Origin of the sequence: Arthrobacter sp. NPDC080073 (genome assembly GCF_040686575.1) — a bacterium.
In the GTDB taxonomy this organism is placed as follows: domain Bacteria; phylum Actinomycetota; class Actinomycetes; order Actinomycetales; family Micrococcaceae; genus Arthrobacter.
Genome location: NZ_JBFBKR010000008.1, coordinates 107,012 through 130,798, shown reverse-complemented (window position 1 = coordinate 130,798; position 23,787 = coordinate 107,012). Strand labels below are relative to the sequence as shown.

The window sequence follows — 23,787 nt, the reverse complement described above, 5'->3', positions numbered from 1 at the left end:
TCCGGCGTCGCTGGGGAATTCCCACGTCGCCGGGGAATGGGGCGGGATCAACGGGCGGGCTGGCACTTCGGGCAGAAGTAGATCGTCCGGTCTTCCAACCCCGACGCCGGTCCCAGCAGCCCGCGCCGAATGGGCGTTCCGCAGCGAAGGCACGGCTGGTGCTCGCGGCCGTACACCCAATAGCCTGAGCGGGGAATCCCCCGGACTCCAGGGAACGCGGTGCCGCGTGTGATCCTTCGCCCGGGTCCTAAGTTGGCTTCGAGCAGGACCTTGGCCTCCCCGAGCATCCCCGCGAGGTCCGGCACAGCTGATACCGGCGCGGCGGGATGCACCCCAGCCAGGAAACACGCCTCGCAACGGTAAATATTGCCGATGCCGGCGAGGTTCCGCTGGTCCAACAGTGCGACGCCGATCGGTGTGTCCGGGGCAGCCCGCAGCCGACGAACGGCCTCTTCTGCGTCCCAACCCGGCCCGAGGACATCCGGCCCAAGGTGCCCTACTACGCGGGACTCGTCCGGGGTGGGGATCACTTCCAGGATTCCCAAGGAGAAGCCGACGACGTCGGCCGTCGCTGTGCGGAGGACGCACCTGGCCGTGTGGCCCGGTTTCCTCCAGCGGCCGCCGGGGGCATAGACCTGCCAGCTTCCCTCCATTTTCAAGTGCGAATGGATGGTCAAGGCGCGCCGGGGCCGCCCAGCTGCCGGCGAACCGGCCTCGTCCGGCGAAGCCGCTGCCGAACCGGCCGCGTCCGGCGAAGCCGCCGCCGAACCAGCCGCGTCCCGCGAAGCGTCCGCCGAACCAGCCCCGTCCGGCGAAGCCGCGGGCTCCAGCAAGCGCATGAGCAAGTGCTTTCCGCGCGGCACCACCTCGGACACGGTCCAACCGGCCAGGTTCAGCGTGGCAAACCTGGGCACGCGGAAGTCCGAGGAGACAAGCGTCTGCCCGGCAAGGGCACGATGCAGCTCCACGGCAGCCCGCCAGATCGAGTCGCCCTCAGGCACGGATCCTCAAACCCTTCGGCGTGGAATACGCCCCGGCAGCCGCCAGGGCAAAAGCCACTGGGGTGTCCAGGAGGTCATGACCGTTGACCTTTTCCATGATCAATTTGTCCACGGCTCCCCGACGCACCACGCCTACGAGCGCCGCAGCGGCAGCCGCCAGGACGGCGTCGTCATCGCTGAAAGTGAGCAAGGTCTTCCCGCCGCGTTCAACATACAAAACCAAGGCGCCGTCGACCATCACCACCAGGGCCCCCGCTTTCCGCCCCGGACGGTGACCCGATCCGGCGTCGACTGCCAACGCGGGCCACGGGAGGGCCGCGCCGTACGGGTTGGCGGGATCCGTTGAGGCCAGGGCCAAGGCGACAGGCTCGGCCTTGGCGAGTTGGGCATCCTCCGTGAAGGAACGCAATCGGTCTACGGTCGCCGACACGGCAAACTGGGCGGCTCCGAGGTGCTCGATGAAGTAGCCGCGGCGGCACCGCCCGGCTTCTTCGAGGCGCGCGAGGACCTTGTACATCAGCCCGAATCCGCCCACGATGTTCTCCACCATGACGGAGCCGCGGGTTACTACGCCGTACCTGTCGAGGAGGAGTTCGGCGGTGCCGCGCGCATGGATAGTGGGGTCGAGCTCAGGAGCCGGCAATGCCGACCAGCGTCCAACGGCGAGCGGGGGAGTCGGAGCTGTTCCGGTGACCGAGCCGTAGCGTCCGCCCGTGAGCCCGGGCGATCCCATCAAGCCCGTTCCGTGCGAGCGGCCGAGCCTGCTCATGCGCAGGGACCTGGCCCGGGGTGGCCGGGCGGGCTGCTTGTGTGCCGTGCGGCCGCCCGCAATCATGGCGCGGATCGGGGCGAAGGTGTCGCCCGTGATGCGCCCGGCCCAGACGAGGTCCCACAGGGCGGCCACCACGGCGTCGTCGCTGAGGACCGCATCCAGGCCCCCGGCGACCTCGGTGAGTTGCCGGAAGAAATAGGCGCCGCCCCCCTGCAGGTATTCCAGAAGGCGCAGCTGCGCATCGCCGGGCTCGAAATCAGGGTCCGGGTTAAGCGTCAGTTCCGCGGCCTCGGCCACATGGAGGCTGATCCATCCGTCGTTCCCGGGCAGCGACCCGGCTCCGGACCACAAGACTTCGCCTGCGGCCATGAGCTCGTCCAACATGGCTGGCTGGTAGTCGGAGATCCGGCTGGCCAGCACCAACGGCTCCCAGGCCGACGCCGGAACAGGCACGCCGGAGAGTTGATCGATCGCGGTCATGATGCCGTCCAGTCCGCGCAGCGCCGGGGCACCCGTGCCTCCGGAAGAACCAGGGCGGCCGGCAGTGGGAACGGACACGTTTTGCCAGGCGGGCAGGAAGCGGCCATACGCAGCAGCGTCCACCGGCTCCACTTCGGCGCGAAGCGCGGCCAGCGAACGACGCCGGAGCTTGCGTAGCACTTCAGAATCGCACCATTCGCTGCCAAATGGGACTCCGTGGAGCGGGACGGCCGGCGCCTCCAACAACTCCGGCGCCTCCAACAACTCCGCAGCCGCATCGGGAACCGTGTCCGGTGCACTTGGGTGCGGCCGGAACTCGCCTTCAACTACGCGGCCGTCCGCCGCCAGGCGTTTCAGCGCGGTGCCCACGACGGCGACACCCAGCCCCAGCCTCGCTGCAGCTTCCTCGGCCGTGAACGGTCCGTGGGTTCGTGCATAACGGGAGACCAGATCCCCGAGCGGATCGTGGACGGGCTCGATGAAGGCGAGCGGCACTCCCATGGGCAGCGGAACGCCGATGGCATCCCGGAGCCGGGCCGCGTCCTCGATGGCCGCGAATCGTTCAACGCCGCTGAGGGTCACGGTGAGCGCGCGATTGGCCTTGACCAACGCGGCCAGATGCAATGCGGCCAGATGCGATGCGGCCGCCGGATGCAACGCGGGCGAATCCGGGGAAGCATCCGGGGACGCTTCCACCCCTTCGGGTTGCAAACGGGCAGCCACTTCTTCGACGCTCAGGGGGCCCAACAGGCGCAGCAAGTCCGCGACGCCTTCCATGCCGCGGACCTGCCGGTCCGGTGCCAGCCGCTGGAGCTCGAGCTCGGTGGCCTCGATGACCTTCGCGTCCAGGAGTTCGCGCAGTTCCACCCTGCCGAGGAGCTCGTTCAGGAGCGTGGAGTCGAGGGCCAAAGCGGCGGCCCTGCGTTCGGCGAGCGGGGAATCGCCTTCGTACAAGTACTGGGCCACGTATCCAAAGAGCAGCGACTTGGCGAAGGGTGAGGGCTGCTGCGTGGTGGTCTGCACCAAGCGCAGTTCCCGGCGCTCGATCGAAGCGGCAATGTCTTTCAGTGCCGGAAGGTCGTAAACGTCCTGCAGGCATTCGCGCACAGTTTCGAGCACGATGGGGAACGAGGGGTATTTCTTGGCGACATCCAGCAATTGCGCCGAGCGTTGCCGTTGCTGCCAAAGCGGCTGCCTCTTCGCAGGATTCTGCCGCGGCAACAACAGGGCGCGGGCCGCACACTCGCGGAAGCGGGAGGCGAACAAGGCACTGCCGCCAACCTCCGCCGTCACGATCTGCTCAAGCTCATCCGGATCGAACAGGAAAAGCTCGGCCCCGGGAGGTTCGTCCTCCATCATCGGCACCCGGAGCACGATGCCGTCGTCGGCGGCCATGGCGGAACCGTCCAGCCCGTAGCGCTGCTGGAGCCGCTGCCCGACGGCGAGGGCCCACGGTGCGTGGACCGGCATGCCGAAGGGGCTGTGCAGGACTACACGCCAGTCGCCGAGTTCGTCATGGAACCGTTCGACCACGAGCGTCCGGTCATTCGGGACCACTTCCGTGGCCTGCTTCTGTTCGCCCAGATACTGGAGCAGGTTGCCGGCGGCGTAGTCGTCCAGCCCGCTCGCCTTGCAACGTTCCAGTGCTGGACCTTGATCCGAAGCGGAGAGCTCACGCACGAATGCTCCGAGTGCGCGGCCGAGATCCACCGGCCGGCCCAAGGAATCGCCCTTCCAGAAGGGGAGCTTTCCGGGTTGGCCGAAGGCAGGCGAGACAAGGACACGGTCGTGCGTGATGTCCTCGATTTTCCAGCTGGTGGCACCCAAAGCGAAGATGTCCCCGACGCGTGATTCGTAGACCATTTCTTCGTCGAGCTCGCCGACGCGTCGGCCGCCTTTGGCAGCGCGCGACGCCGGACTGGGCTCCTGTGCGGACGCCCCACCGCTCTGGCCGGAGCCAGAACCGGAACCAGAGGCAGGGCTCGAACCGGAGACTTCGGTGCCGATGATGTAGACGCCGAAGAGCCCGCGATCGGGGATGGTTCCGCCCGAGGTCACGGCAAGGCGCTGTGCTCCCGGGCGGCCTTCGATGGTGCCGGCGTTCCGGTCCCAGATGATGCGCGGCCGGAGTTCGGCGAATTCGTCCGAGGGATACCTGCCGGCCAGGAGGTCCAAGGTGGCTTCGAAAGCGGAGCGGGGTAGCGTTGCGAAGGGGGCCGAGCGGCGGACGGTGGCGAACCACTCCTCGACATCGATGCTTCCCAGCGCGGTGGCCGCGACCGTTTGTTGGGCGAGGATGTCCAGGGGGTTGGCAGGAACATGGAGGCGTTCGATCTTCCCGCTCAGCATCCGTTCCACGGTGATGGCGGTGTGGACGAGGTCCGCCCGGTGCTTGGGGAAGAGTACGCCTTCGGAAATCTCACCCACCTGGTGGCCGGCGCGGCCCACCCGTTGCAATCCGCTGGCCACGGACGGCGGCGACTCGACCTGGACCACCAGGTCCACGGCACCCATGTCGATGCCGAGTTCCAGGGAGGACGTGGCTACAACGCAGCGCAGCCGGCCGGACTTGAGGTCGTCCTCGATGAGTGCCCGCTGGTCCTTGGACACTGAACCGTGGTGCGCGCGGGCCAGGACCGGGTCGGCCCCACTCGTGCTTCCGGCTTGGGCCATCATGTGCGCCGGTGTCGCCGTCGAGGTCGGCAGCCCAGAGTCAGCCACGGCAGAAAACACCTCCACGGCCATGAGCTGGCGCTCCGCGTAGATCTCGTTCAGCCGCGCAGTGAGTCGCTCAGCGAGACGCCGGGAGTTGGCAAACACAATGGTGGATTGCTTCGACAGCACAAGATCAACGATCTTCTCCTCGACATGCGGCCAAATGGATGCTTGCGGCTGGAGTCCGGAGGCTGGCCCGGAGTCGAAGGCGCCGGCAGCTCCCGCGAGGTCCGACATGTCCTCCACAGGAACGCTGACGCTGAGGTTCCAGTTCTTGTGCGACGGCGGTGCGACGATCTCCACCGGTGCCGAGCCAGCGAGGAACTGTGCGACGAGCTCGCGCGGCTCCACGGTGGCCGAGAGGCCGATCCGTTGGGCGGGATTCGGCAGCAATGCATCAAGCCGTTCCAGCGACACCGCGAGGTGCGCGCCACGCTTGGTACCTGCAACCGCGTGGACCTCGTCGACGATCACGGTGTCCACCTCGCTGAGCGTTTCCCGGGCTTTGGACGTCAGCATGAGGAACAAGGACTCAGGCGTGGTGATGAGGATGTCCGGCGGGTGGCTGAGCAGCGCTCGGCGGTCCGCCGTCGTCGTATCCCCTGAGCGGACGCCGACGCTCACAAGCGGTGCCGGCAACCCGAGGCGTTTTGCGGTCTGCGTGATGCCGATCAGCGGGGAACGGAGGTTCCGTTCGACGTCGACGCCGAGTGCTTTGAGGGGTGAGATGTACAGCACGCGGGTCTTGCGCTTGGGGGCTTTGGCACGGGCGCGGCCGCTTGTTTCCTCAAGCCCTGGAAGCGCGTCGGCCGAAACATGGGGGGACACCGACAAGAGCCGGTCCAGCGCCCACAGGAATGCTGCGAGCGTCTTGCCGGAACCGGTGGGTGCAACCACCAGGGCGTGCGATCCGGAAGAAATGGCTTGCCACGCGCCGTCCTGGGCAGGTGTGGGCGCGGAGAAAGCACCAAGGAACCACTCGCGCGTGGCACGGCTGAATCGGTCCATGGCCGTATTGCCAGGACCGCCGTTCCTTGGACCCTGTTGAGGCTCCTGCTCCTGCATTCCTCCATCATGCCTCACGGCACTGACACAATAAGGAACAGCGCAAGACATGGATCAGGGACTAAGCCCCCCGCCGCCCTACCCCGCCTGGAACGCCTGGACGCTCAGGAGGTTGATATTGGTGTTGCTGCAGGCCGTGCGCTGCTGCGGGATGAACAGCGAGGCAGTGTCCTCGGGCGGGTAGACCCGGAAGCCTGCGGCAGGGACCTGGGTGCATTCGGGGTAGTTGCCGGCCTGGGTGTAGCGGAGCTGGGCGAAACCGGCCTTCCCCGGAGCGAGAACCACTTGTGTCACAGGCTGGGAGTCGTCGCGCGTGGCAGCCGCGCCGATCGGATCTCCCGTGGCTCCGGACGTGAGCGAGACTCCCGGGAAGCCATTGAGGACGCAGGGTTCCGTGCCGGAGTTGGTGAGGATGAGTTTCATGTAGACGCTGCCGGCCGCTCCGCCGCCTGCGGAGTCGAGAGAAGCTGTCAGCGAACCCGCCTTGCAGAGAGCGACGCCGGATGCCGTCGTCCCTGTGCTTGTTGGGGTGGAGCTACCGCTTGAGGTCGGAGTCCCGGAGGTCGAGGTCGAGGCCGAGGTCGAGGCCGACGGTGACGACGAGGCCGAAGCCGTGTCGCTGGGTACGGCTGAGCCCGAGGGCTGGGCCTGGCTTTGGAAACAACCGGAGAGCAGGAATACCGAGGCTGCTGCCATCGTGAGCAGGAGACCGTTCTTGACTCGCATATTCGTCATGCGCACAGCTTTTCGTCGTCGTTTGCCGGAGTCAACTGCGGCGCGGCAGCGGCGCCGGATTGGCGTCCGGATCGTAATGTTCCGGACGCCAACCCGCGGAACCGTTACTTGGACACTGAAGCCTTCGCGGAACGGTTGCGGAAGAAGGCCGCGCCACCCAGCCCCAGCCCTGCCACACCGGCGATCAGCCCGGCCCAGCTGCGCGCCTGTGATCCGTCGTCGGTCACGGAAGCTGCCTGCTCAGTGGAGATTGAAGCAGCCATGTGCCCATCGCCCGCGGCAGCACCCGGGGCTGTGACTGCCACTGACGGAGCCGGAGCCTTCAGCGAGTGCGGGTCCTGGCCATCCTTCGGGATTTCAGCCCAGTTTGTCTGCCCTTGCTCGCAGTTCTGGAGCGTGGGGAAGTAAAGGGTCTTGCCAGCCGCGTCGGGCAGCTTCACGGACAGGACCAGTGCGTCGCGCAAGTGCGGGTCCAGCGGGGCCTTGGCCGTGTAGACGATCTGGCTGGTGCGTTTGGTGATCGATGTGCCGTCGGCCAGCTTCTTGGGCTCGGGCAGCGTCTGCGTCACCTTCTCGACCGTCCAGTTCGGGTTCACCGTGGGCGTGGCGTCCGTCAGTTCCTCGGGCAGGTTGATGGTCAGCTTGGTGGTGCCCGAGGTGTCGCAGCCGTGCGGGACGCCGAACGTCAGCAGGGCGTACGAGTTGGCCGTGGTCTTGTCCGGGTTGATGGAGACGTGGGCAGATGCGCCTGCGAGCCCGGCCATCATCAGTGCGGCGGTGCCGCCGGCGATTCCGGTAGCGGAGAGGGCACGGCGGAGTGGGGACTTGGTCATGGTTGTTGCCTTTCAACGGGCGCGCGAAAGCGCGCCAAAGTGCGGGGATGTGCCCGTCACCAGTGGAAGGCGGTGCCGGGCGGAGTCAGGAGGGTACGACGACGGCGGGCGGGCCGCGTCTGCTGTCTTGCCTGAGGTTCCGCCATGGGCGGGGGATGAACACGGCAGGTGCGCTGAACGCAACGGCTGAGCTGCCGGCGTCGGGCCTGAAGATCAGGCGGAGGAGCTGCAGGAGGGGACGGAGCCAGGCCTCGAGCTGCCATAGCGCCTGCTCGCCCTTGGCCAGGAGCAATGCCGATGCGGCCGTGGCGAGGGCGTGCCCGGCCAGCATCAACCAGCTGAGGGGAGTGTCGACCTCGTGAAAATGCACTGTTTCAGCGCCCAGCGGCGGGGAGAGGTGCTCGGCCGCCAAATGGTGTGCCGGCGACCCCGGAGCCGGGACGGTGAGCGGACCGAACGCGGTGAAGGCTTCGTGCAGAACCAGCTGGCCGGCTCCCAGAAGTGCGGCAATGAGCGGGAACCCGAGCCTGAACCGGGTGGCAAGAGTTGTGACGAGCCCGGTCAAGGCGAGGACGGCCAGCAGGACGGGCGCGACGGGAAGCGCGCCGCCGGAGAGGACGTGGGCCCCTGCCGCGAGGGCAACAATTGCGACTGCAAGGGCGCCCGAACGCATGGCATGGAAGGGCGTCCGGGAGTGCGATGCGCGCACGGGTTCCTCCCTCGGTAGCGTTCAAGCGGTGGTTGACTGTCGAGTTTCCGGCTGGTCAACCGGGTCATTCTACCGGTGGTTCGTGGCTGGTTGGCTGTCGGATGGGTCGTGTGACGCGCTTCTGCTAGCCAGGGTGGACCGGGCCCGGTTCTAAGTCGTCTTCCATGGCAAGAACCAGGGCGAGTGCTGGGATCACGCACTGGACGACCACCGGGGAAACCGTGTAGTGGGTGTCCACAATGACGAGGCCAAGATCGGCGAGCCTGGTCAGTTCATTTCGTGCGCGCATCGCTTCGAACGCGAGCAGTAGCCCGTCCGCCGAATCGATGTCTGCCGCGCTGTCGATTTCCTCCACGCTGACGGGCTCTCCAGTGGTTCCCTTCAACAGGACCTTGGCTAGGGTGGCATTGTCCCGTGGACCGTCCTCCCACGTGCTGCCCGAATCCATCACGGCACTGGCAAGGAATACCGTGAGGAACTCACGCCGGATCTGGAGCCTGGAATCGAGGTCCTTGGAGTGCCACGATTCGGCGCCGGCGCCGGGTGCAGCACGCGTCGACCCAATCGACAGGACATCGATGTCCACCAGCGCGGCCCATATATCGCTTAGGACGGGAACTTCGTGCATGGAGCCGACTTCGAATGACTCAGGATCTTCGCCCTCGGCGTAGCCCTCCGGAAGAGGCCGTTTCCCGGTCTTTTTCCCTCTGGCCTTCACTCCTACTGCTCCGGCTGCACCTTCAATGTCCTTCAGCCGCAACACCCCGGTGCTGGTGACGTCCTTTCCGGCCCCAATCCACTCCAACAAACGTCCGGTCAACTGGAGAACGGGGAGTTCCTGGAACGCCCGGTCCTGCTCTTCCTCGGAGAGTTCCGGGATGTCCCCACGAAGATCCATTTCCCCTACAGCCTCTTCGCTGAGGAGCATATGGACGACGAAGTAGTCCTCCTCGGTCCCCGACCAGCGGCCCGTTTCAAAGAGGAATTCAACATAAAGGTGCAAGTAGTCGAAGATCTTGAGAAGCGCCTCATCGCTGTCTGATTCGTCAAGCATGCCGGCAAGGGCAAGGGCTGCATCGTCCAAACTGTCGGGGTCGATGCTGGTTGCGGAGCTTTCTTCACTGATCGCGTGGCTTGCCGTGATGAAGAGTTTCACTATTGCCAAGCACTGAAGGGCGTCTTCGGCGTCACTGAATCTTTTGTACCAGTGAACGAAATCCGGGGTGAGGGAGTCGACCGCACGATGGTTGAGTACCACCTGCAGGGGCATTTTCGGGGCCGAAGGCACTGCCTTGAGGTGTCCGCCGCGCGACTTTGGCTTTTTCGGTTTCCGGCTCATGGCGATTCCTTCGTTCCGAGGACACAGCTATTGCATTGAGGTTACTCGACGCCGTACGGGGGAATCACGCAGTGATTGCCGGACCACCTTCCGACGGCTTGCCTGCCGGGCCTTTGCTCGCTGGCCCCTCGCCTGCTGACCCCTCAACCGCGGGGTCCGGCGCAGCTTCCGAAAAGCTGCGTGCCGCGCGCGAACCCGCGATCGTGCTCGCCCCGATGCTGATGAGGGCACCGAGGATCATGGCGGCGGCTTCACCCGGTTCCAGCAAATGCAATTGGGAGCCGATGGTCGCGGCTGCAACCGGCACTCCCAATTGGGACGAGGCCAGCACAGCGAGCGGCAGGGGTTGGCCGAGGGCCCGGAGGCTTCCATGCACCAGCAGCGTTCCAAAACCAAGGCAGATCCCGAGGAGAATCATTCTCGGGCTGCCCGCGAGGGTCCGCAAGTCAAGCGATGCGCCGAGCCAGACGAAGAACACCGGCCCCAGGAAACCATCACTCACGGCGAAGAGTTGGTGCGCCAGCCTACGTGGTTCGCCCACCGCGGAGACCACCAGGCCGAAGGAGAACCCGGCCAGCATGATCGAGACGTGGCCCAGGACCGCGAGCCCGGAAAGCGCAAAGAGCAAAGCCAGTTGGATCCGCAGTTCCAGGGCGAACTTCCGGTCCTCGGAAATGTCATGCAACCGTCCGCGGTTGCCGCTGTTCTCCAGCCAGCGAAGCACAAAGAACAAGACCAGCGCGCAAGCCGCGACGACGGCAGCCCCCACCGCCGCCCGACCAGCGTTAGGCGGGTCGACGGCTAACGGAAGCGCCACAATGCAAGCGATGTCAGCGATAGCCACTTGCGCCGTCGTCGTCAGGACCTTCGGCCCTGTCAGCCGGAGCGAATCGACGATCGGCAAGACCAGTGCTGCGGAGGAGGACGCGAGCAGAACGATGTAGAGGGGAGCATGTCCGGTGCCGAAGGCAAAAGCGATGACGACTCCGACGACGGTGGCCAGCACCGCGGCGATCCCGGCGCGCAGGGCGCCGCTACCCAGGGCGGGTCGGATGGCTTTGTCCCGCACGGGAACATGCGTTCCGGCGACGAACATGATGAGGGCGAATCCGACATCGGCTACAAAGGTGAACGTGGGATCCGAGGAGTCCACCAGGCCCAGCCCCGTGCGTCCGATGACGATGCCCGCCAGCAACTGTCCCAGCACCACGGGAAGGTGCCATTTCCGGGGGAGCGCCAGAAGCGGCCCGAGGAGCGCGACTGCGGCGATCAGCGCAAGCTGAAAGAACGACACGTTCCTCCTTCTCCGGGCATGGCGGTTGGTCTGCGGTGGTTACCGGGGCGCATCAGCCAGTTTCAGGGGAATGTCCGTGTTCTCGTCGGTGTAGTAGCTTGCGCACACGCGGTGATATCCATCGGCCACCTGCGCGGCCATGCCCGTGGCCAGATCTCCGCGCACCATCAGGATGGGCGAGAGCTTCTTGCCCTCCTTGATCTTCTTCAGGTCCGAGGCAACGTGGGCGTTATCTTCCGGGAGCAACGCCAACCGGGCTGCCCGGAGGATGTCCTTGGCCTTGCGGTGCTGGATGGGCGCGGACCTGAGGGCGGCGACAACCGAGGCCACCACGTGGTCGGATTCCAGCAGGGAAAGGTAGTCTGCGGCGTTCGGATAGTCCTGGTCCTCGGGCTCCAACAACCAGCGGACTTCGCCCTTGTTCTCGTCAGGCATGCGTTGTACTCCTTGGCCAGCGGTATCGGCTTGCAAACGTTGGCGGCGCCGGACGGGGGACCTTGGAGAGGTCTGTGCCGGGACGTCGTCGTCGCAGTTCCAGGGCGAGGCTTTCTTGGCCGCGTGCCATCGCCCAACGGTGGTTCGCGGCGAAAGCGGGCTTGAGGAGCCAGCTTAGCCGCCGGAGCAGCGGTTTGGACGCGCTGACCCGCCAGTCATAGGTGACCACAGTTTCCGGGCCGTCCTGTTCGAAAGTCCAGCGCCCGGTTCCCCGCAGGTCACCGCTCGCCGCGATCGCGAAGCCTCGCTCCGTGATGGGTTCGGTGACCGTGAACCTCCAGCGCAGGGTGTACGGCAGCCAACCTTTCGTGTGCAGGGAGAAGGCTTTTCCCGTACCGTCGGCATTTCCAGGATCCAGCGGAACAACCCTCAGATACACCGAAGGCCACCAGCGGGGCAGTGTTCCGGCGTCGCCCAGAATATCCATGACCTCATGCGGGGTTCCCGCGACGCGCCAGACGGTGAGGAACTCGTAGTCGGCCTTGCTCTTGGAAGTGCCGCCCATTGCTGCCTCCAGGGCGCGGATGGATAGTGGACTCACAGTACTCATGCCGTTGCACACGGTCAACGGCCCGGCTTCGGAGTGCCCGCGGGCCGGTTACTCCCGGACGGTCACAGTCAGCCGTTGGATGTCGTTGTTTCCCATGCCTTGGTAGTTCCACTCCGGCGTGTCTGGCTGGGTCTGCCCGGTGGAATCCGTTGCACGGCATGCCAATTCGTGGGAACCCGGTGTTGCGATCCACGTGAATGTCCATCCGCGCCACGCATGCCTGCCGGTCGGGGCTTGAAGTTGGGCCTGCTCCCAGGCCCCGTCCACGCAGACTTCCACGCTGTCTACGGTTCCCCTCCCGGACCAGGCCCGGCCGCTCAGCTGGACCGGTCCCGCGTCCACGGTGCGTTGCCGGGTGAAGAAATCGGGAACGCCGGGAGGAACCATGAGGGAACGGACTTTGATCCGCTGGACGGGCTCGCCGGGATCGTTTGCATCTTGGGTATAGCGGTAGGAGTGGAGCTGTTGGTAACCGTCGAAGCTGTGGTCTATTGCCTGGATGGATTGCAGCCATTTGACGCTCGTCATCCCGTACCAGCCCGGCACCAGCAGCCGGACGGGATAGCCATGCTGCGGTGGCAGCGTCTGGCCGTTGACCTCATAGGCGAGCAGGACGTCGTCGGACATTGCTTCCGCGGGCGTCAGGCTGCGTGCGTACTGATGCTCCACGCCGCCCTGGATCCCGCGGTCCGCGCCCGTGAAGACGAGCTCGACGGCGTCGGGCGAGACGCCGGCGTCGAGCAGCAACGGAGTGAGCGGGGTCCCGGTCCACTCGGCGGTGCCCACTCCGCCCTGGTCCCATGGCTGGCTCACCGGCCGCGGTTCCAGCCGAGAGCGGCCGTTGCCTGCGCACTCCATCGTGACTGCCTGGGTGCGGCGCTCGCGGTGCTGGAGGTCAGGCAGGGTGTACTCGTGCGGATGGTCCACGAGACCGCCGATATTCAGCCGCCACGAGACGGGATCGATCTGGGGAACGTCGAAATGGACCAGAAGATAGTGCGTGCCCAGCGGTGTGACGGGCCATCGGAGCATCTCCAACGGCATGGCGTGGTTGCGCGAAGCTAGTTGCAGTTCTTCGCGGGTAATCGGACCGGTTGTTGGGGTGGCCGGTGCGGTTGGTTCTGTCGGGGCAGCAGGGGCGGTGGGGGCCGGGGTGGCAACAGCGGCGCCTTCCGCTGTGCGGCGGGTGTTGACGCTCATGCTCCCAGTATGGGCGCCCGGGACTGCTTTTGGGGAAGTATTCTTCATTGGGTTGGTGTTCGGTGCTCGCGCTCCTGGACTGAGACAGATGAAAGAAGGAGAGCCTCCATGAAGATCCGAGCACCGCGAGTCGACGTGAGTGGCGTTCTTCTTGTCTGGGCCCTGATATTCGGGCTTTGGCAACCATTTGTCTGGTGGCGCGGGATTGTCGCTGCGGTATGTTTGATCGTCGCGGTGTGGGGTTTTGTTGCTTGGTACCGGCGTCGTTCCAGGCAAGCGCGTTAGGGCATTTAATTGCAGGGCGGCTGGTGATTATCTGTTTTTGAAGAAGATGACCGAAGCCCTTTAGTGCAGTGGTAGTTTGCGGTTATGGCAAATGCCCTCGCGTGGTTCTCACAGTCCGGTGTGGTGCAAGGGCTGATTCTCGGTGCCGTGCTGGCGTTTTTGACGGCGATCCTCATAATGAATGCCGTAGGCAGGGCCATCACGACGACTGTCAACGGTTGGAGCGCCATCCGCAAATGCGGCCAGCCCGGCAATGGAGTCCTCGTGCGGGCCGCCTGCGCCAAAGCCCTTCCCGTCGTGAATGTGTTTGAAGAGGCCGCGTACTGGACCGCCACTGTGGATGGCTCAGGGCAAACGCTGAGCGGCGCGCATGGATACGTCCTGCATTTTCCTCCCGGGAAACTTCCGCCGAATGACGCCTTCTGGTCGCTCACTCCGACCGACACGGTCGGGTACATGGTGGGCAATCCGACTAACCGCCACAGCGTTGGTGACCGTTCCCCTCTCGCGGAGAACGCCGACGGTTCAGTCGATGTCTATCTCCAACATGAGGCTCCTGGCGGGCACGAGCAGAATTGGCTGCCAATTCCTTCCGGGAAGTTCAAGCTGATGTTCCGCGTGTATCTGCCTGCCGCGGCGATTCTCGACGGCACGTACCAATTGCCGCGCATTGTCAGGGCGCATTGAGATGAACCGTCTCATCTTGAAATACGGACGTACGGTCACCGTCGTCATACTCGCGGTCTTCGCTTGGGTCATCTACCGGCGGATCGCCAACGGGGACGGGATCATTCCACTAGTCATAGCAGCAGTCATCGTCTGGGGGGTAGGCGCACCCGCGTTCATTTACTTCTGGCCGCGGCTTACGGTCAATGGATACAAGAGGGCGATCCTCAAGCATGGGTTCGGTGAAGGCCCGATCCCCGTCAACACGCTGTACGCCGTGCCCGGCACCTCTTCCCCGTCGACGTCGCGCGGGAGTCTTATGGCCACCGGAGCCGACGATTTGCTCTATGTCGGCGGCTGGCTCGATGTGAGCAAGGGGCCTCAAGTCCTGCACGTACCGGACATGGCCGGGCGCTACTTCAGCGTGCAGTTCACCGACCCGTCGAAAAGCACAAACTTTGCCTACGTCGGCAAACGCGCGACGGGTACCAAAGCCGGCGACTATGTGCTCAGTGGGCCCGGTTGGAAGGGTACCGTGCCGAACGGGATGACGCAGATTTCTTCGCCAAGCCATTCCGCGCTCGTCATCGGCCGTGTCTTCGTCGAAAGCGACGGTGATCTTCCGACCGCTTACGCGCTTGCGAAGCAAATACAGCTCGCGCCGCTGAAACAGTAGCGGTCGACGGGACCGGCCCGGATATACGACGGCGAACGGCTCGCCGCCGAGGTGGGGGCTATCGCCGAAAGGTGACGTGGATGATTCCGCTTTCGGCGGTCTCTGACGTGACGGTGTATCCGCTTTCCAGCCCCCGGAGATCGTCCCAAAGCCGTATCCCACTACCGAGCAGGATCGGTGTGATTCCGACGTGTAGCCGATCGACAAGTCCGGCCCTGAGGTAGTCGCGCACCACAGTGGGACCCCCTCCGATACGCACGTCCATTTCACCCGCTGCGCTCAGCGCCTGTTCAAGCACTTCTTCCGGGCTGGCACTTACGAAGTTGAAGGTCGTGCCGCCGGCCATCGTGATGGCAGCGCGGGGCGTGTGAGTCAGGACGAACACCGGGACGCGGAAGGGAGGCTCCTCGCCCCACCAGCCCTTCCAGTCAGGGTCATCGGGGAAGTTATGGAACCCGAACATGCCGGCACCCATGATCTCCGCTCCGACCCCTTCGAAGTAGGCTGCTGCGTATCTGTCATCGACGCCGGTCGTTCCTTCTCCACTGGTGTCGTGCAAGACCCGCTCACGGAACGTGCGGGTGGACGTATAGGCATCGACCAGGCGGCCCCAATCCGACCCGAACGGATTCTCCGGAGTTGCGTCGGTGGTCGTGGCGAAACCATCCAGCGAGATATTCAGGTCAACTCGAACAGCCATGGTGAAGTCCCCTCAGATCATTGGTTGCGTTATGCAACCACCATACTGGTGGCGAGATCGTCATCACGGAGGCATTAGGGATCCGCGGCCTGAGAACGTGGTCAACGCAGCGGTTGGGGCGCTCGGTGGTCTCCGGTGCGCGAGATTCCTGCCGACGTCCGGCAGCCCCGCCGTGCAAGTACCGACTCCGTGGCTATATTGGGCAAATGACCGCGCCCAGCGATCTGACGAAGGCTCTAGAAGGAGACCGCCGCAGTGTTCCGTTGCTGCGCCGTCCGGAAGGGAAGAGAGCGTGAGCGCGCGGAACCATGCGGGGCATTTGAGGCTGCGGAGGAATTTCGGCGTCAGATCGATGAGGAAGTACGACATCGGCACGATCACGCGGTGGCAAATGGTGAGAAGCGCATTCTCGCGCGGACCGGGGGATGCAGGACTTGCGAGCGGGGACCATGCGCAAGGAACGTGGGGTTCCTGAGCCATTGCCGTGCAAAACCCCGGTATCGACCAATCTTCGAGGGGTCTCGTAGCCTTGATCGCGCTGTTCAGCCGGCCCCGGCGGCATGTCGGCAAGCTTGTTGCCCCGGGACGCGATCGGCGGATCCACCCTTTGCCTTCACTGGCGTGCATGCAAGAATCGCAGCTAAGCCGCTAATTGTCGGCCGAAAAGGTCGCTTCAGGGGGCATTACTTTATGGGCTCATGGGATTCATCCGTCTTTAGCAACGACGACGCGGCGGATTTTTCGTTCGAATTCGGTGACGCCAACACCGTAGCGGAGGTTGCGCCGATTATTGAAAACGCACTGGACGTCGTGCTCAACTCGACGCTCGACCTGGAGGCCCCGGACGGTGCGACCGGGCTGGCGGCTGCCGCACATGTTGTCGCGTGGAATGAGCCGGAGCTGCTAGGAAACGACGCCGCCTATGCCCCGGCGCCTTGGCCTCGAACGACCGAGCCCCTACCTAGAAACCTGATCACGAAAGCCGCGTATGAAAAACGTTGAAGGAAATGAACTGGCTCAACTGTGGGCGGAATCAGGAGAAGCCGCCGAGTTCGCTGCTGAAATTGCCCGCTGGCGCTCACGCCTGTCATGAGGCCTCCGATCTATGAATTACCGGCAGGCTAGAAGCCACTACGGCGACGCTGCTCGGCCCACCATTTCGTGAGTCGGAGGTCGCCGAGGCCAAATCGACCGTCGGGCAGCGCGGCCCGGATACGCTCGTCGTCAAACATGAGAGTCGGGCGGATTCCTTCGGGGAGTTCGGGTGCGAACGGTGCGGGCTCGCTAACACCTTCGGCGAGCATTCGCGTTTGTGCTTTCGCTACGAGCGGCACGACCATTGTCCACTCCGTTAACTTCGCGAGCGCGCAGATGGCCCAGACCGGGGCGCGTACGTAGACAGGTCGCCGCCCGGCAACGCGGGCGATTCTGCGAACGGCTGTGCCGAACGTAAGTTCCTCGGCGCCCAAGACGGCGACGGTCGGGTTGGGAACGCGCCCCTCGATAGCCGCGAGCAACACGTTTACTGCTTCCTCGACTGGGAGGGGCCGAACCGTCCGGTCCCGGTACCCGACAGTCGCGAAAACCGGCCACGTGCGCTCGGCACGAGCCACATGGTCCACCATGTGATCGCCCGGGCCATAAATCATCCCCGCCTTAAGGATCGTGTGGTCGATCCCGGACTGCCGCACGAGCTCCTCAGCGGCCCATTTCGTTTCGTGGTAGCCCGAACCGCAGTCGGATCGGGCCCGAAGGAAGCTAAGCATGACGATACGTTGCACGCCTGCTCGGCGGGCCGCCTCGACCACGGCCCGGGTGCCGTCGACGTGCACGTGCGCGAAGGTCTGATCGCCGATCTCGCGGTTGATCCCCGCGCAATGTACGACCACATCGCAGTCTGCGAACGCCGCCGTCAATGCGTCCACGTCATCGATGGGCACGCCCGTCCGACGAGACACGACGACGGTGTCCACGGGATCAAGCCGCTCGGCGAGGTGACGCCCGACGAACCCGGTACCGCCCGTGATGGCAACACGCATGATGTTCTCTTTCGCTTATTAGCAATGAAGCTAAACTGTATATAGCAATTGTGCTATATTGCAAACATGACAGACGCAGCGTCAGACATCTTCGCCGCCCTCGCGCACCCGACGAGGCGGCAGATCTTGCAGGACCTCAAGGACGGGGAGCTTGCCGCCGGCGAGATTGCCGCGCGGTTCCGTGCCACCGGACCGACCATCTCCCGGCACCTGAGCGTGCTGCGCCATGCGGGCCTGGTCACTGAGCGGCGCGACTCCAATCGCATCCTGTACTCGCTCGTGGGTGAGCGGCTTGCTTTGTCGGTCGGTGACTTCCTCTCGACCGTCTGCCCCGAACAGATCGTGCTACGCGAGGTCCGGAAGCGGAGCGCCGGCCGCGCAGCGGAGGCGCAGGCTTGAGGGCCCTCTCTGCGCTGATCACTCCCTGGTACAGGCGCATCCCGGATCGGGCCGGGGGTGGCTCAGAACACCACGGCTCCGCAGCCCCAACGCCGATCCTCCACTATGAAGCATCGGGGATCGCACGACTGGTTTCTCGATCAAAGGACCTCGCGCAGTCGACCGAGCAAGTGGCTGTGCTCCAAGCAGCCCACTCGATAATCCGTGATGAAGTGCGCGCCGTGTGCGCACTGGAAGAGAGTACACCTGCCTCCCGCACGCTAGCGCGCGGCTTCGGATCATGCAGCCAACGCCTCGCAATTCTCGAAAGCGCCGCGCGAGGAATCGGAGCTGCAACGAGAGTGCGCGCCCTACTTATCGATCGATCCTTCTGGTACCCGCGTTTCCCCCACATCGGCCTCGCGCTTCCGGACCGCATACTGCTTGCATGGCCGGAATTCAACATTGACGAGTGGCGGCCCGCATCCGAGCTCTTCGGTACGATCGGATGCCGCGGAGGTGGATCATTCACGAACCGCGGCTCGGAAACGCTGTTCGAAGCTGCCGGCCGTTGCGCAGTTGACTGGGATGGCCGAGCAGCCGATAACGCCTATGACCTTTCACGGTTCATCCGGGCCGACTACGGGTACTTCGCGAACCGGGATGACGTCTTTAGGCAACTGGGACAAACCCTGTGCGCACCGTCTCGCGTAATCGCGGACCCTATTCTCCGCCGCATCTCCGCCTGAATAGACACCCCCAGCAGACGCCGCGCGAGTAGTTAACCCCCCGATCCCCACAAAATCTCCTCCCGGCTACAATGATAAATATGCCGGACATTGAGCGTTGGCCCACCGGTCGGTTGCTGTCTACAGCGGCGCGGCTAGTTGAACACGCTTGGGATGAGAATCTCAGATCCATCGGCCTTACTCACGCCGGTGTGATAGCCCTTGAGGTCCTTTCAGCCACCGGCCCCATCACCCAGACCACGCTTGCGCAGATCGTGCGGGTGCAGGCCCAGACAATGGGTCAGACCCTCAGCAGGCTCGAAACCCACGGCCACATCAGTCGCCGTCGAAGTTCCGAGGACCGCAGGGTGCACGTCGTTTCGCTGACTGACGCCGGCAGGGAAGCGCTGGAGCGGGCAGTCGAATCGGAGCAACAGGTTCTCGCCCAAGTGTCCATCGATACGTCGATGTTCAGGCAGGAATTAAAAGTGGTCGTGCGCGAACTGGCAGGTCAGCAGGCGCCCGGGCGTGTCGCTGCCGGCGTCCCTTATGCCGGCGGGCGCGAAGACTAGTCCCGGCGCGAAGACTAGTCCGAGACCTTCACTCGGGCTTCTCTTCGAGGAGGCCCCAACGGGCCTTGGAAAAGTCGACGGCGGACTGGTCGCCGCGCGCGGGCCACTCACCGCGTGCTGCCAACTCGTCCAGGACCGCGTCGTACCAAGACTTGACCCCGAACTCAGGTTTCCCGACGTCGAGCAGCCTGAAGAGGGCATCAGCCAAGAAGTTGAGTTCGGCAACGGACAACTTCGCGAGCCCCTGGACCGGATCCAGCTCGCCTTCCAAGCACGAGGCGAGTAGCGCGTTCACAGCGCAGCTCCGAGCTTGGGGGTAGCCGCACAAGAAGACTTGGAAGCGATGGGGGTCCGGCGGGTCATGGGGTTACTCCATGGAAAGAGTTCCGAGGGCCGGCTGCATAACCCACCTTGATGATATCGACGCTGTGAGCCGCGCCGCAAGCACGCCGCGCCGCGCCCGCGAAGCGGGCCGGTTCGCCTATCCGCCGATGTACGACATTTCGATCTTGTGTGGCGCGGCGGGGTCTTTAGCTTTACGGGCGCCGTCTTGAGGGGTGTGGGCACCGCGCAGTTCCGAGTAGCGGTCGGTGCGGCCGCCCCAGAGGGCGGACAACGCCGTCGAAAGCTCGACGTCGGACGCGCCGCCTCTCAGGAGCGCCCTCAGGTCCGTGCCGGCTGTGGCGAAGAGGCACGTGAAGAGCTTCCCGTCGGCGGAGAGCCGGGCCCGCGTACATCCGCGGCAAAAGGCCTGGGTCACGCTGGAAATGACTCCGATTTCGCCGCTGCCGTCCGCGTAGCGCCAGCGATCCGAAGTCTCGCCGGGGTAGTTGGGTGCCACGGGTTCGAGCGGGAACACCGCGCCGATGCGGGCCAGGATCTCGGCTGAGGGCACCACTTCATCCATTTTCCAGCCGTTGGACGCACCGACGTCCATGTATTCGATGAACCGCAGAATGAAGCCGGATCCCTTGAAATGGCTCGCCATGGGAAGAATGTCCTGGTCGTTCGTCCCGCGCTTGACCACCATATTGATCTTCACCGGCCCCAGTCCGGCGGCCTGGGCAACGTCCGCGGCGTGCAGGACCTTCGCCATGGTATAGCCGACGTCGTTCATGGCCTGGAAGGTCTCCTCCCGGAGGGAGTCCAGCGAGACCGTCACCCGGTTCAGCCCGGCATCCTTGAGGGCTTCCGCCTTCTGCGCGAGGACCGAGCCGTTCGTCGTCATGGCCAGGTCCGGAGCCAGCCCGTCAGGAGTGCGCAGCCGGGCCAGCATCCGGACCAATTCCTCGATGTCCTTCCGCAGCAAGGGTTCCCCGCCGGTCAGCCGGATCTTCCGTACCCCGTGCCCCACCGCGATCGACGCCAGCCTGGTGATCTCCTCAAACGTCAGCAGCTGGTCCCGGGGCATGAAAACGAAATCCCGCCCGAAGATCTCCTTGGGCATGCAGTAGACGCACCGGAAGTTGCATCGGTCCGTGACGGAAATCCGCAGGTCCCTCAGGGGCCGATGGAAGGTGTCGGTGATGGAATTGGCGTCCATGCAGCGCCCTCTCAACGCGGTAGTAGTGCCAACCGCTCGTGCCTCTCCCAGCGTATGCCCGGTCCCGGGCGCCCACAATGGAGGAGGCCGAACGACGGCGGCACCGGACTCAGCCGATAGGCTCCGCCATCTGCTCCACAACATACTGGGCATCCACCGACGTCCCGGTCGTCGGATCCGTCATTTCCACCCTCCAGCTGCGGGCAAACTGGTCAACGCCATGTTTCATTGCCACCGTGCCTGAAATGAGGACCGTACCCGGCTGGTTCAGGCCGCGTTCTTCGAGGACCGCCAGCCAGTAGTCCGGGCTGAGGAGCGCCTCGAGCGAACTGTCCTGGATAAGGGTGTCCGGAGTTTCGCCGTAGCCTACCCAGCCCTTGAGCGTGATGGTGTCCAAATGGTCGCGAACATCATCCAGGCGCCAGGCTTTGCGTCCCAACACGTCCGGGCTGGCGTTCTTGCTCCAAGCCACGCCGTGAACCTCAAGCTCGCGGTCCGTGTGGTCGCAGGCCACGGTCAGGAGCACGTCTTCATCAGTGATCACCAGCGCCCATTCCGCTTCACCCGAGGTCCGGCCGTGCTGGACGCGGACTTCCGAGACCTGCTGGGCCAGGTACGGCGACACGGGGTACAGCGCCGGCGTGGTTGCGGGGCCGGGAACGCCGAGCTCGGCCAGCTCGGCGATGTGGGCCTGCACTTCTTCCTGCTCGCGGCCCGCGTAGCCGGCATTCAGGAGGTGCTTGACCTGGACGCTTCTTGAGGTGCCATCGGGAAGTTCAAAGTTCAGAGTCGTCATTTTCTGTCCATCCTTTACGTGTCCTGCTGGAGAAATTTTTCAAATCGGAAACCGGAAACAGTCGCCAATGTACAACCAGTATGCGTAATGTATACATTTAACGCCAGTGTGGCAGGCGTCACCGTAAACTTCTCGTGGAGGAAACCCATGGCCAAAGTCCCAGTTCCGGCTACCGGCGCAACGCCGCGTCCGGGAAAGCCGATGCATCCGAAAGGCCTGTACAAGGCCTTTGCCGCAAGCCTCACCGGCACCGCACTCGAGTGGTACGACTTTGCCGTCTACTCGGCCGCGGCCGCGGTTGTATTTCCCATTGTCTTCTTCCCGTCATCGGACCCCTTGACCGGGACCATCCTGGCGTTCTCCACCTACGCGGTGGGCTACGTGTCCCGTCCTGTGGGCGGCATCATTTTCGGCCGGCTCGGTGACCGCATCGGCCGCAAGAAAGTCCTGGTGACAACGCTGATGATCATCGGCGTCGCCACCGTGCTGATCGGGGTGCTACCTGGTTACGGCAGCATCGGCATCTCGGCCCCGATCATTTTGGTCTTGCTGCGCTTCGCGCAGGGTGTTGGCGTTGGTGGCGAATGGGGCGGCGCGGTGCTGCTTTCCAGCGAATACGGTGATCCCCATCGGCGCGGCTTCTGGGCCTCCGCGGCCCAAGTCGGGCCGCCGGCCGGCAACCTCCTTGCCAACGGAACGCTGGGCGTCCTGACCGTCAGCCTCAGCGAAGCGCAGTTCATCAGCTTCGGCTGGCGCATCGCATTCCTGGTCTCGGCCGTGCTGGTCGGGTTCGGTCTTTGGATCCGGCTGAAGCTTGAAGATACCCCTATTTTCAAGGCCATCGAGGCGCACGGCGAACAGCCCAACGCTCCGGTCCGCGAAGTCTTCAGCACGGAACTCCGGCCGCTCGTCGCTGCCACCCTGTGCCGGGTAGGCCCGGACGTGCTTTACGCCCTGTTCACTGTCTTCACCCTGAGCTACGGAATCCAGGCCCTCGGCTATGACCGCAGCCAGGTCCTCACTGCCGTGTTGATCGGCTCGGCGTTCCAGCTGTTCATGATCCCGCTGGCCGGTGCAGTCTCCGACTGCTTCAACCGACGCCTCGTCTACGGGATCGCGGCAGTGGTAGGAGCTGCCTGGACTTTCGTCTTCTTCGGCATCCTGCGCGGGCACAGCGAGCCGCTGCTGATCGCGGGAATTGTCCTGGGCCTTATGGCGCACTCCTTCATGTACGGACCGCAGGCCGCCTTCATCGTGGAGCAGTTCTCCCCGAGGCTGAGGTCCACGGGAAGTTCGCTGGCCTACACTTTCGCCGGCGTGATCGGCGGCGCAATTGCACCCTTGATGTTCACGCTGCTGCTGTCCCAGTTCGGCACGTGGATCCCGGTTGCCATCTATGTGGCCGTGGCCGCCGTCGTCACCCTGGTGGGGCTGGCGCTCGGCCGGGACTCCAACGCGGTGGAGGACGAGGACTACCGTCTGCTGCTCGAAGGAACGGCGGCAGCAGGCCCGTCGTCCGCCGCCGCGGAATCCCGCTGACGCTGACTACCTCAGGTGCGCAGCAGGATGTCCCGGGTGACCGCCAGGTGATGGTCAATGGCTTTCTGCGCCTTCGACGCATCGCCGGACATCAGGGCGTCGAGTATGTCCTGGTGTTCGGCGCACACCTGCTCGCGGCGGCCTCCGGTACGGAACAGCGCGGAGACACCCACCAGAATCTGCCGGACGTGGAGCTTGCTGTACGTCCGGGAGATGAGCTCGTTCCCCGCCGCGTCAATGAGCTGCTGGTGGAAGAGGGTGTCCAGCCGGATAAACTCACGTGCCGCTTCCGGGCTCAGGTCCGCGGGAAGCTTTGCCTGCTGGTCAAGGGTTTCCTGCATCGTCCCGGCGGGAACCCGGCCCTGCTCGATGACCAGCCGGGCGGCGTGGCTCTCAAGGACCCCGCGCAGTTCCATCAATTCGGACATCTCCCGGCCGGTCACCGGAGGAACGTACGCTCCGCGCTGAGGAATCAGTTCCACCAAGCCGTCCGAGACCAGCAGCAAGAGTGCCTCACGCACCGGAGTGCGCGATACCCCAATTTCCGCGGCCAGTTCCTGCTCATTCAGGAACTTCCCCTGGACTTCGGGGTCAATCAGGATATTTTCACGCAGGTACGCGTACGCCTTCTCGCGGCCGGACGCCGCAGTCCCCGAACTTTTTCGCATACATCATGT

The 23,787-nt window shown here is 64.6% G+C and carries 23 protein-coding genes; 7 read left to right on the top strand and 16 right to left on the bottom strand.

Annotated elements, in window-relative coordinates; all coding sequences use genetic code 11:
* Positions 1–47 precede the first annotated feature (47 nt).
* The 10 genes from AB0O52_RS11635 to AB0O52_RS11590 form a co-directional block, all read right to left on the bottom strand.
* Positions 48–1,001 (bottom strand): Fpg/Nei family DNA glycosylase, encoded by a 954-nt coding sequence (locus AB0O52_RS11635; protein ID WP_364537678.1) that lies wholly within the window; start codon positions 999–1,001, stop codon positions 48–50.
* Complete coding sequence (locus tag AB0O52_RS11630) at positions 994–6,033, bottom strand: ATP-dependent helicase (RefSeq protein WP_364537676.1); 5,040 nt, start codon at positions 6,031–6,033, stop codon at positions 994–996. The genes AB0O52_RS11635 and AB0O52_RS11630 overlap by 8 nt, the downstream gene beginning before the upstream one ends.
* A gap of 78 nt (positions 6,034–6,111) precedes the next feature.
* Complete coding sequence (locus AB0O52_RS11625; RefSeq protein ID WP_364537674.1) at positions 6,112–6,768, bottom strand: DUF4232 domain-containing protein; 657 nt, start codon at positions 6,766–6,768, stop codon at positions 6,112–6,114.
* Between the two features lie 104 nt (positions 6,769–6,872).
* A complete protein-coding gene (locus tag AB0O52_RS11620) occupies positions 6,873–7,601 on the bottom strand; it encodes a YcnI family protein (RefSeq protein ID WP_364537672.1) in 729 nt (242 codons plus the stop codon).
* 85 nt (positions 7,602–7,686) lie between these two features.
* Positions 7,687–8,310 carry a hypothetical protein gene (locus AB0O52_RS11615; protein ID WP_364537670.1) on the bottom strand — a complete coding sequence of 208 codons (624 nt, stop codon included), beginning with the start codon at positions 8,308–8,310 and terminating at the stop codon, positions 7,687–7,689.
* Between the two features lie 124 nt (positions 8,311–8,434).
* Positions 8,435–9,649, bottom strand: coding sequence for a hypothetical protein (locus tag AB0O52_RS11610; protein ID WP_364537668.1), 1,215 nt, complete (start codon positions 9,647–9,649; stop codon positions 8,435–8,437).
* 64 nt (positions 9,650–9,713) lie between these two features.
* On the bottom strand, positions 9,714–10,943 hold the full coding sequence (locus AB0O52_RS11605; protein WP_364537666.1) for a cation:proton antiporter: 1,230 nt from the start codon (positions 10,941–10,943) through the stop codon (positions 9,714–9,716).
* Between the two features lie 39 nt (positions 10,944–10,982).
* Complete coding sequence (locus tag AB0O52_RS11600; RefSeq protein WP_364537664.1) at positions 10,983–11,378, bottom strand: hypothetical protein; 396 nt, start codon at positions 11,376–11,378, stop codon at positions 10,983–10,985.
* The gene (locus AB0O52_RS11595; RefSeq protein WP_364537784.1) at positions 11,371–11,943 is read right to left on the bottom strand and encodes an SRPBCC family protein; all 573 of its coding nucleotides are present in this window, start codon (positions 11,941–11,943) and stop codon (positions 11,371–11,373) included. Before AB0O52_RS11595 ends, AB0O52_RS11600 begins: the two co-directional genes overlap by 8 nt.
* Before the next feature lie 93 nt (positions 11,944–12,036).
* Positions 12,037–13,188 (bottom strand): sulfite oxidase, encoded by a 1,152-nt coding sequence (locus tag AB0O52_RS11590; protein WP_364537662.1) that lies wholly within the window; start codon positions 13,186–13,188, stop codon positions 12,037–12,039.
* Between the two features lie 369 nt (positions 13,189–13,557).
* On the opposite strand from AB0O52_RS11590, the gene AB0O52_RS11585 reads away from it, so the two are divergent.
* A complete protein-coding gene (locus AB0O52_RS11585) occupies positions 13,558–14,160 on the top strand; it encodes a DUF1214 domain-containing protein (RefSeq protein WP_364537660.1) in 603 nt (200 codons plus the stop codon).
* Position 14,161: 1 nt separating this feature from the next.
* The gene (locus AB0O52_RS11580) at positions 14,162–14,815 is read left to right on the top strand and encodes a DUF1254 domain-containing protein (RefSeq protein ID WP_364537658.1); all 654 of its coding nucleotides are present in this window, start codon (positions 14,162–14,164) and stop codon (positions 14,813–14,815) included.
* Positions 14,816–14,873: 58 nt separating this feature from the next.
* Here AB0O52_RS11580 and AB0O52_RS11575 read toward each other — a convergent pair whose 3' ends face one another.
* Entirely contained in the window at positions 14,874–15,515 is a 642-nt protein-coding gene (locus tag AB0O52_RS11575) for a dihydrofolate reductase family protein (RefSeq protein WP_364537656.1), read from the bottom strand.
* Positions 15,516–16,205: 690 nt separating this feature from the next.
* Here AB0O52_RS11575 and AB0O52_RS11570 point away from each other — a divergent pair.
* Positions 16,206–16,517 (top strand): DUF4259 domain-containing protein, encoded by a 312-nt coding sequence (locus tag AB0O52_RS11570; protein ID WP_364537654.1) that lies wholly within the window; start codon positions 16,206–16,208, stop codon positions 16,515–16,517.
* Between the two features lie 119 nt (positions 16,518–16,636).
* Here AB0O52_RS11570 and AB0O52_RS11565 read toward each other — a convergent pair whose 3' ends face one another.
* Positions 16,637–17,554, bottom strand: a complete 918-nt coding sequence (locus AB0O52_RS11565; protein WP_364537652.1) for an NAD-dependent epimerase/dehydratase family protein — start codon at positions 17,552–17,554, stop codon at positions 16,637–16,639.
* A gap of 66 nt (positions 17,555–17,620) precedes the next feature.
* Between AB0O52_RS11565 and AB0O52_RS11560 the strand changes: the two genes are divergently transcribed.
* From AB0O52_RS11560 to AB0O52_RS11550, 3 genes are all read left to right on the top strand, one after another.
* Entirely contained in the window at positions 17,621–17,953 is a 333-nt protein-coding gene (locus tag AB0O52_RS11560; protein WP_364537650.1) for a metalloregulator ArsR/SmtB family transcription factor, read from the top strand.
* 341 nt (positions 17,954–18,294) lie between these two features.
* Entirely contained in the window at positions 18,295–18,681 is a 387-nt protein-coding gene (locus AB0O52_RS11555; protein WP_364537648.1) for a hypothetical protein, read from the top strand.
* A gap of 80 nt (positions 18,682–18,761) precedes the next feature.
* Positions 18,762–19,232: a MarR family winged helix-turn-helix transcriptional regulator gene (locus AB0O52_RS11550; protein ID WP_364537646.1), complete on the top strand. Its 471-nt coding sequence runs from the start codon at positions 18,762–18,764 to the stop codon at positions 19,230–19,232.
* A 28-nt stretch (positions 19,233–19,260) separates the two neighbouring features.
* On the opposite strand, the gene AB0O52_RS11545 is transcribed toward AB0O52_RS11550, so the two are convergent.
* From AB0O52_RS11545 to AB0O52_RS11535, 3 genes are all read right to left on the bottom strand, one after another.
* Entirely contained in the window at positions 19,261–19,527 is a 267-nt protein-coding gene (locus tag AB0O52_RS11545; protein ID WP_364537644.1) for a hypothetical protein, read from the bottom strand.
* Positions 19,528–19,713: 186 nt separating this feature from the next.
* The gene (gene moaA / locus AB0O52_RS11540; protein ID WP_364537642.1) at positions 19,714–20,775 is read right to left on the bottom strand and encodes a GTP 3',8-cyclase MoaA; all 1,062 of its coding nucleotides are present in this window, start codon (positions 20,773–20,775) and stop codon (positions 19,714–19,716) included.
* A gap of 109 nt (positions 20,776–20,884) precedes the next feature.
* Positions 20,885–21,571 carry a DUF2848 domain-containing protein gene (locus AB0O52_RS11535; protein WP_364537640.1) on the bottom strand — a complete coding sequence of 229 codons (687 nt, stop codon included), beginning with the start codon at positions 21,569–21,571 and terminating at the stop codon, positions 20,885–20,887.
* A gap of 201 nt (positions 21,572–21,772) precedes the next feature.
* On the opposite strand from AB0O52_RS11535, the gene AB0O52_RS11530 reads away from it, so the two are divergent.
* Positions 21,773–23,110: an MFS transporter gene (locus AB0O52_RS11530; protein WP_364537782.1), complete on the top strand. Its 1,338-nt coding sequence runs from the start codon at positions 21,773–21,775 to the stop codon at positions 23,108–23,110.
* Between the two features lie 11 nt (positions 23,111–23,121).
* Here the strand turns inward: AB0O52_RS11530 and AB0O52_RS11525 are convergent, their stop codons facing one another.
* The gene (locus tag AB0O52_RS11525) at positions 23,122–23,778 is read right to left on the bottom strand and encodes a GntR family transcriptional regulator (protein WP_364537638.1); all 657 of its coding nucleotides are present in this window, start codon (positions 23,776–23,778) and stop codon (positions 23,122–23,124) included.
* Positions 23,779–23,787 lie beyond the last annotated feature (9 nt).

What these genes read in the sequence shown, in the direction of transcription:
- AB0O52_RS11630 (WP_364537676.1), bottom strand. Translation starts at nt 6,033, where the DNA reads ATGCAGGAGCAGGAGCCTCAACAGGGTCCAAGGAACGGCGGTCCTGGC.
- AB0O52_RS11625 (WP_364537674.1), bottom strand. Translation starts at nt 6,768, where the DNA reads ATGACGAATATGCGAGTCAAGAACGGTCTCCTGCTCACGATGGCAGCA.
- AB0O52_RS11620 (WP_364537672.1), bottom strand. Translation starts at nt 7,601, where the DNA reads ATGACCAAGTCCCCACTCCGCCGTGCCCTCTCCGCTACCGGAATCGCC.
- AB0O52_RS11610 (WP_364537668.1), bottom strand. Translation starts at nt 9,649, where the DNA reads ATGAGCCGGAAACCGAAAAAGCCAAAGTCGCGCGGCGGACACCTCAAG.
- AB0O52_RS11600 (WP_364537664.1), bottom strand. Translation starts at nt 11,378, where the DNA reads ATGCCTGACGAGAACAAGGGCGAAGTCCGCTGGTTGTTGGAGCCCGAG.
- AB0O52_RS11595 (WP_364537784.1), bottom strand. Translation starts at nt 11,943, where the DNA reads ATGGGCGGCACTTCCAAGAGCAAGGCCGACTACGAGTTCCTCACCGTC.
- AB0O52_RS11590 (WP_364537662.1), bottom strand. Translation starts at nt 13,188, where the DNA reads ATGAGCGTCAACACCCGCCGCACAGCGGAAGGCGCCGCTGTTGCCACC.
- AB0O52_RS11585 (WP_364537660.1), top strand. Translation starts at nt 13,558, where the DNA reads ATGGCAAATGCCCTCGCGTGGTTCTCACAGTCCGGTGTGGTGCAAGGG.
- AB0O52_RS11580 (WP_364537658.1), top strand. Translation starts at nt 14,162, where the DNA reads ATGAACCGTCTCATCTTGAAATACGGACGTACGGTCACCGTCGTCATA.
- AB0O52_RS11575 (WP_364537656.1), bottom strand. Translation starts at nt 15,515, where the DNA reads ATGGCTGTTCGAGTTGACCTGAATATCTCGCTGGATGGTTTCGCCACG.
- AB0O52_RS11570 (WP_364537654.1), top strand. Translation starts at nt 16,206, where the DNA reads ATGGGCTCATGGGATTCATCCGTCTTTAGCAACGACGACGCGGCGGAT.
- AB0O52_RS11565 (WP_364537652.1), bottom strand. Translation starts at nt 17,554, where the DNA reads ATGCGTGTTGCCATCACGGGCGGTACCGGGTTCGTCGGGCGTCACCTC.
- AB0O52_RS11560 (WP_364537650.1), top strand. Translation starts at nt 17,621, where the DNA reads ATGACAGACGCAGCGTCAGACATCTTCGCCGCCCTCGCGCACCCGACG.
- AB0O52_RS11550 (WP_364537646.1), top strand. Translation starts at nt 18,762, where the DNA reads ATGCCGGACATTGAGCGTTGGCCCACCGGTCGGTTGCTGTCTACAGCG.
- moaA (WP_364537642.1), bottom strand. Translation starts at nt 20,775, where the DNA reads ATGGACGCCAATTCCATCACCGACACCTTCCATCGGCCCCTGAGGGAC.
- AB0O52_RS11535 (WP_364537640.1), bottom strand. Translation starts at nt 21,571, where the DNA reads ATGACGACTCTGAACTTTGAACTTCCCGATGGCACCTCAAGAAGCGTC.
- AB0O52_RS11530 (WP_364537782.1), top strand. Translation starts at nt 21,773, where the DNA reads ATGCATCCGAAAGGCCTGTACAAGGCCTTTGCCGCAAGCCTCACCGGC.
- AB0O52_RS11525 (WP_364537638.1), bottom strand. Translation starts at nt 23,778, where the DNA reads ATGCGAAAAAGTTCGGGGACTGCGGCGTCCGGCCGCGAGAAGGCGTAC.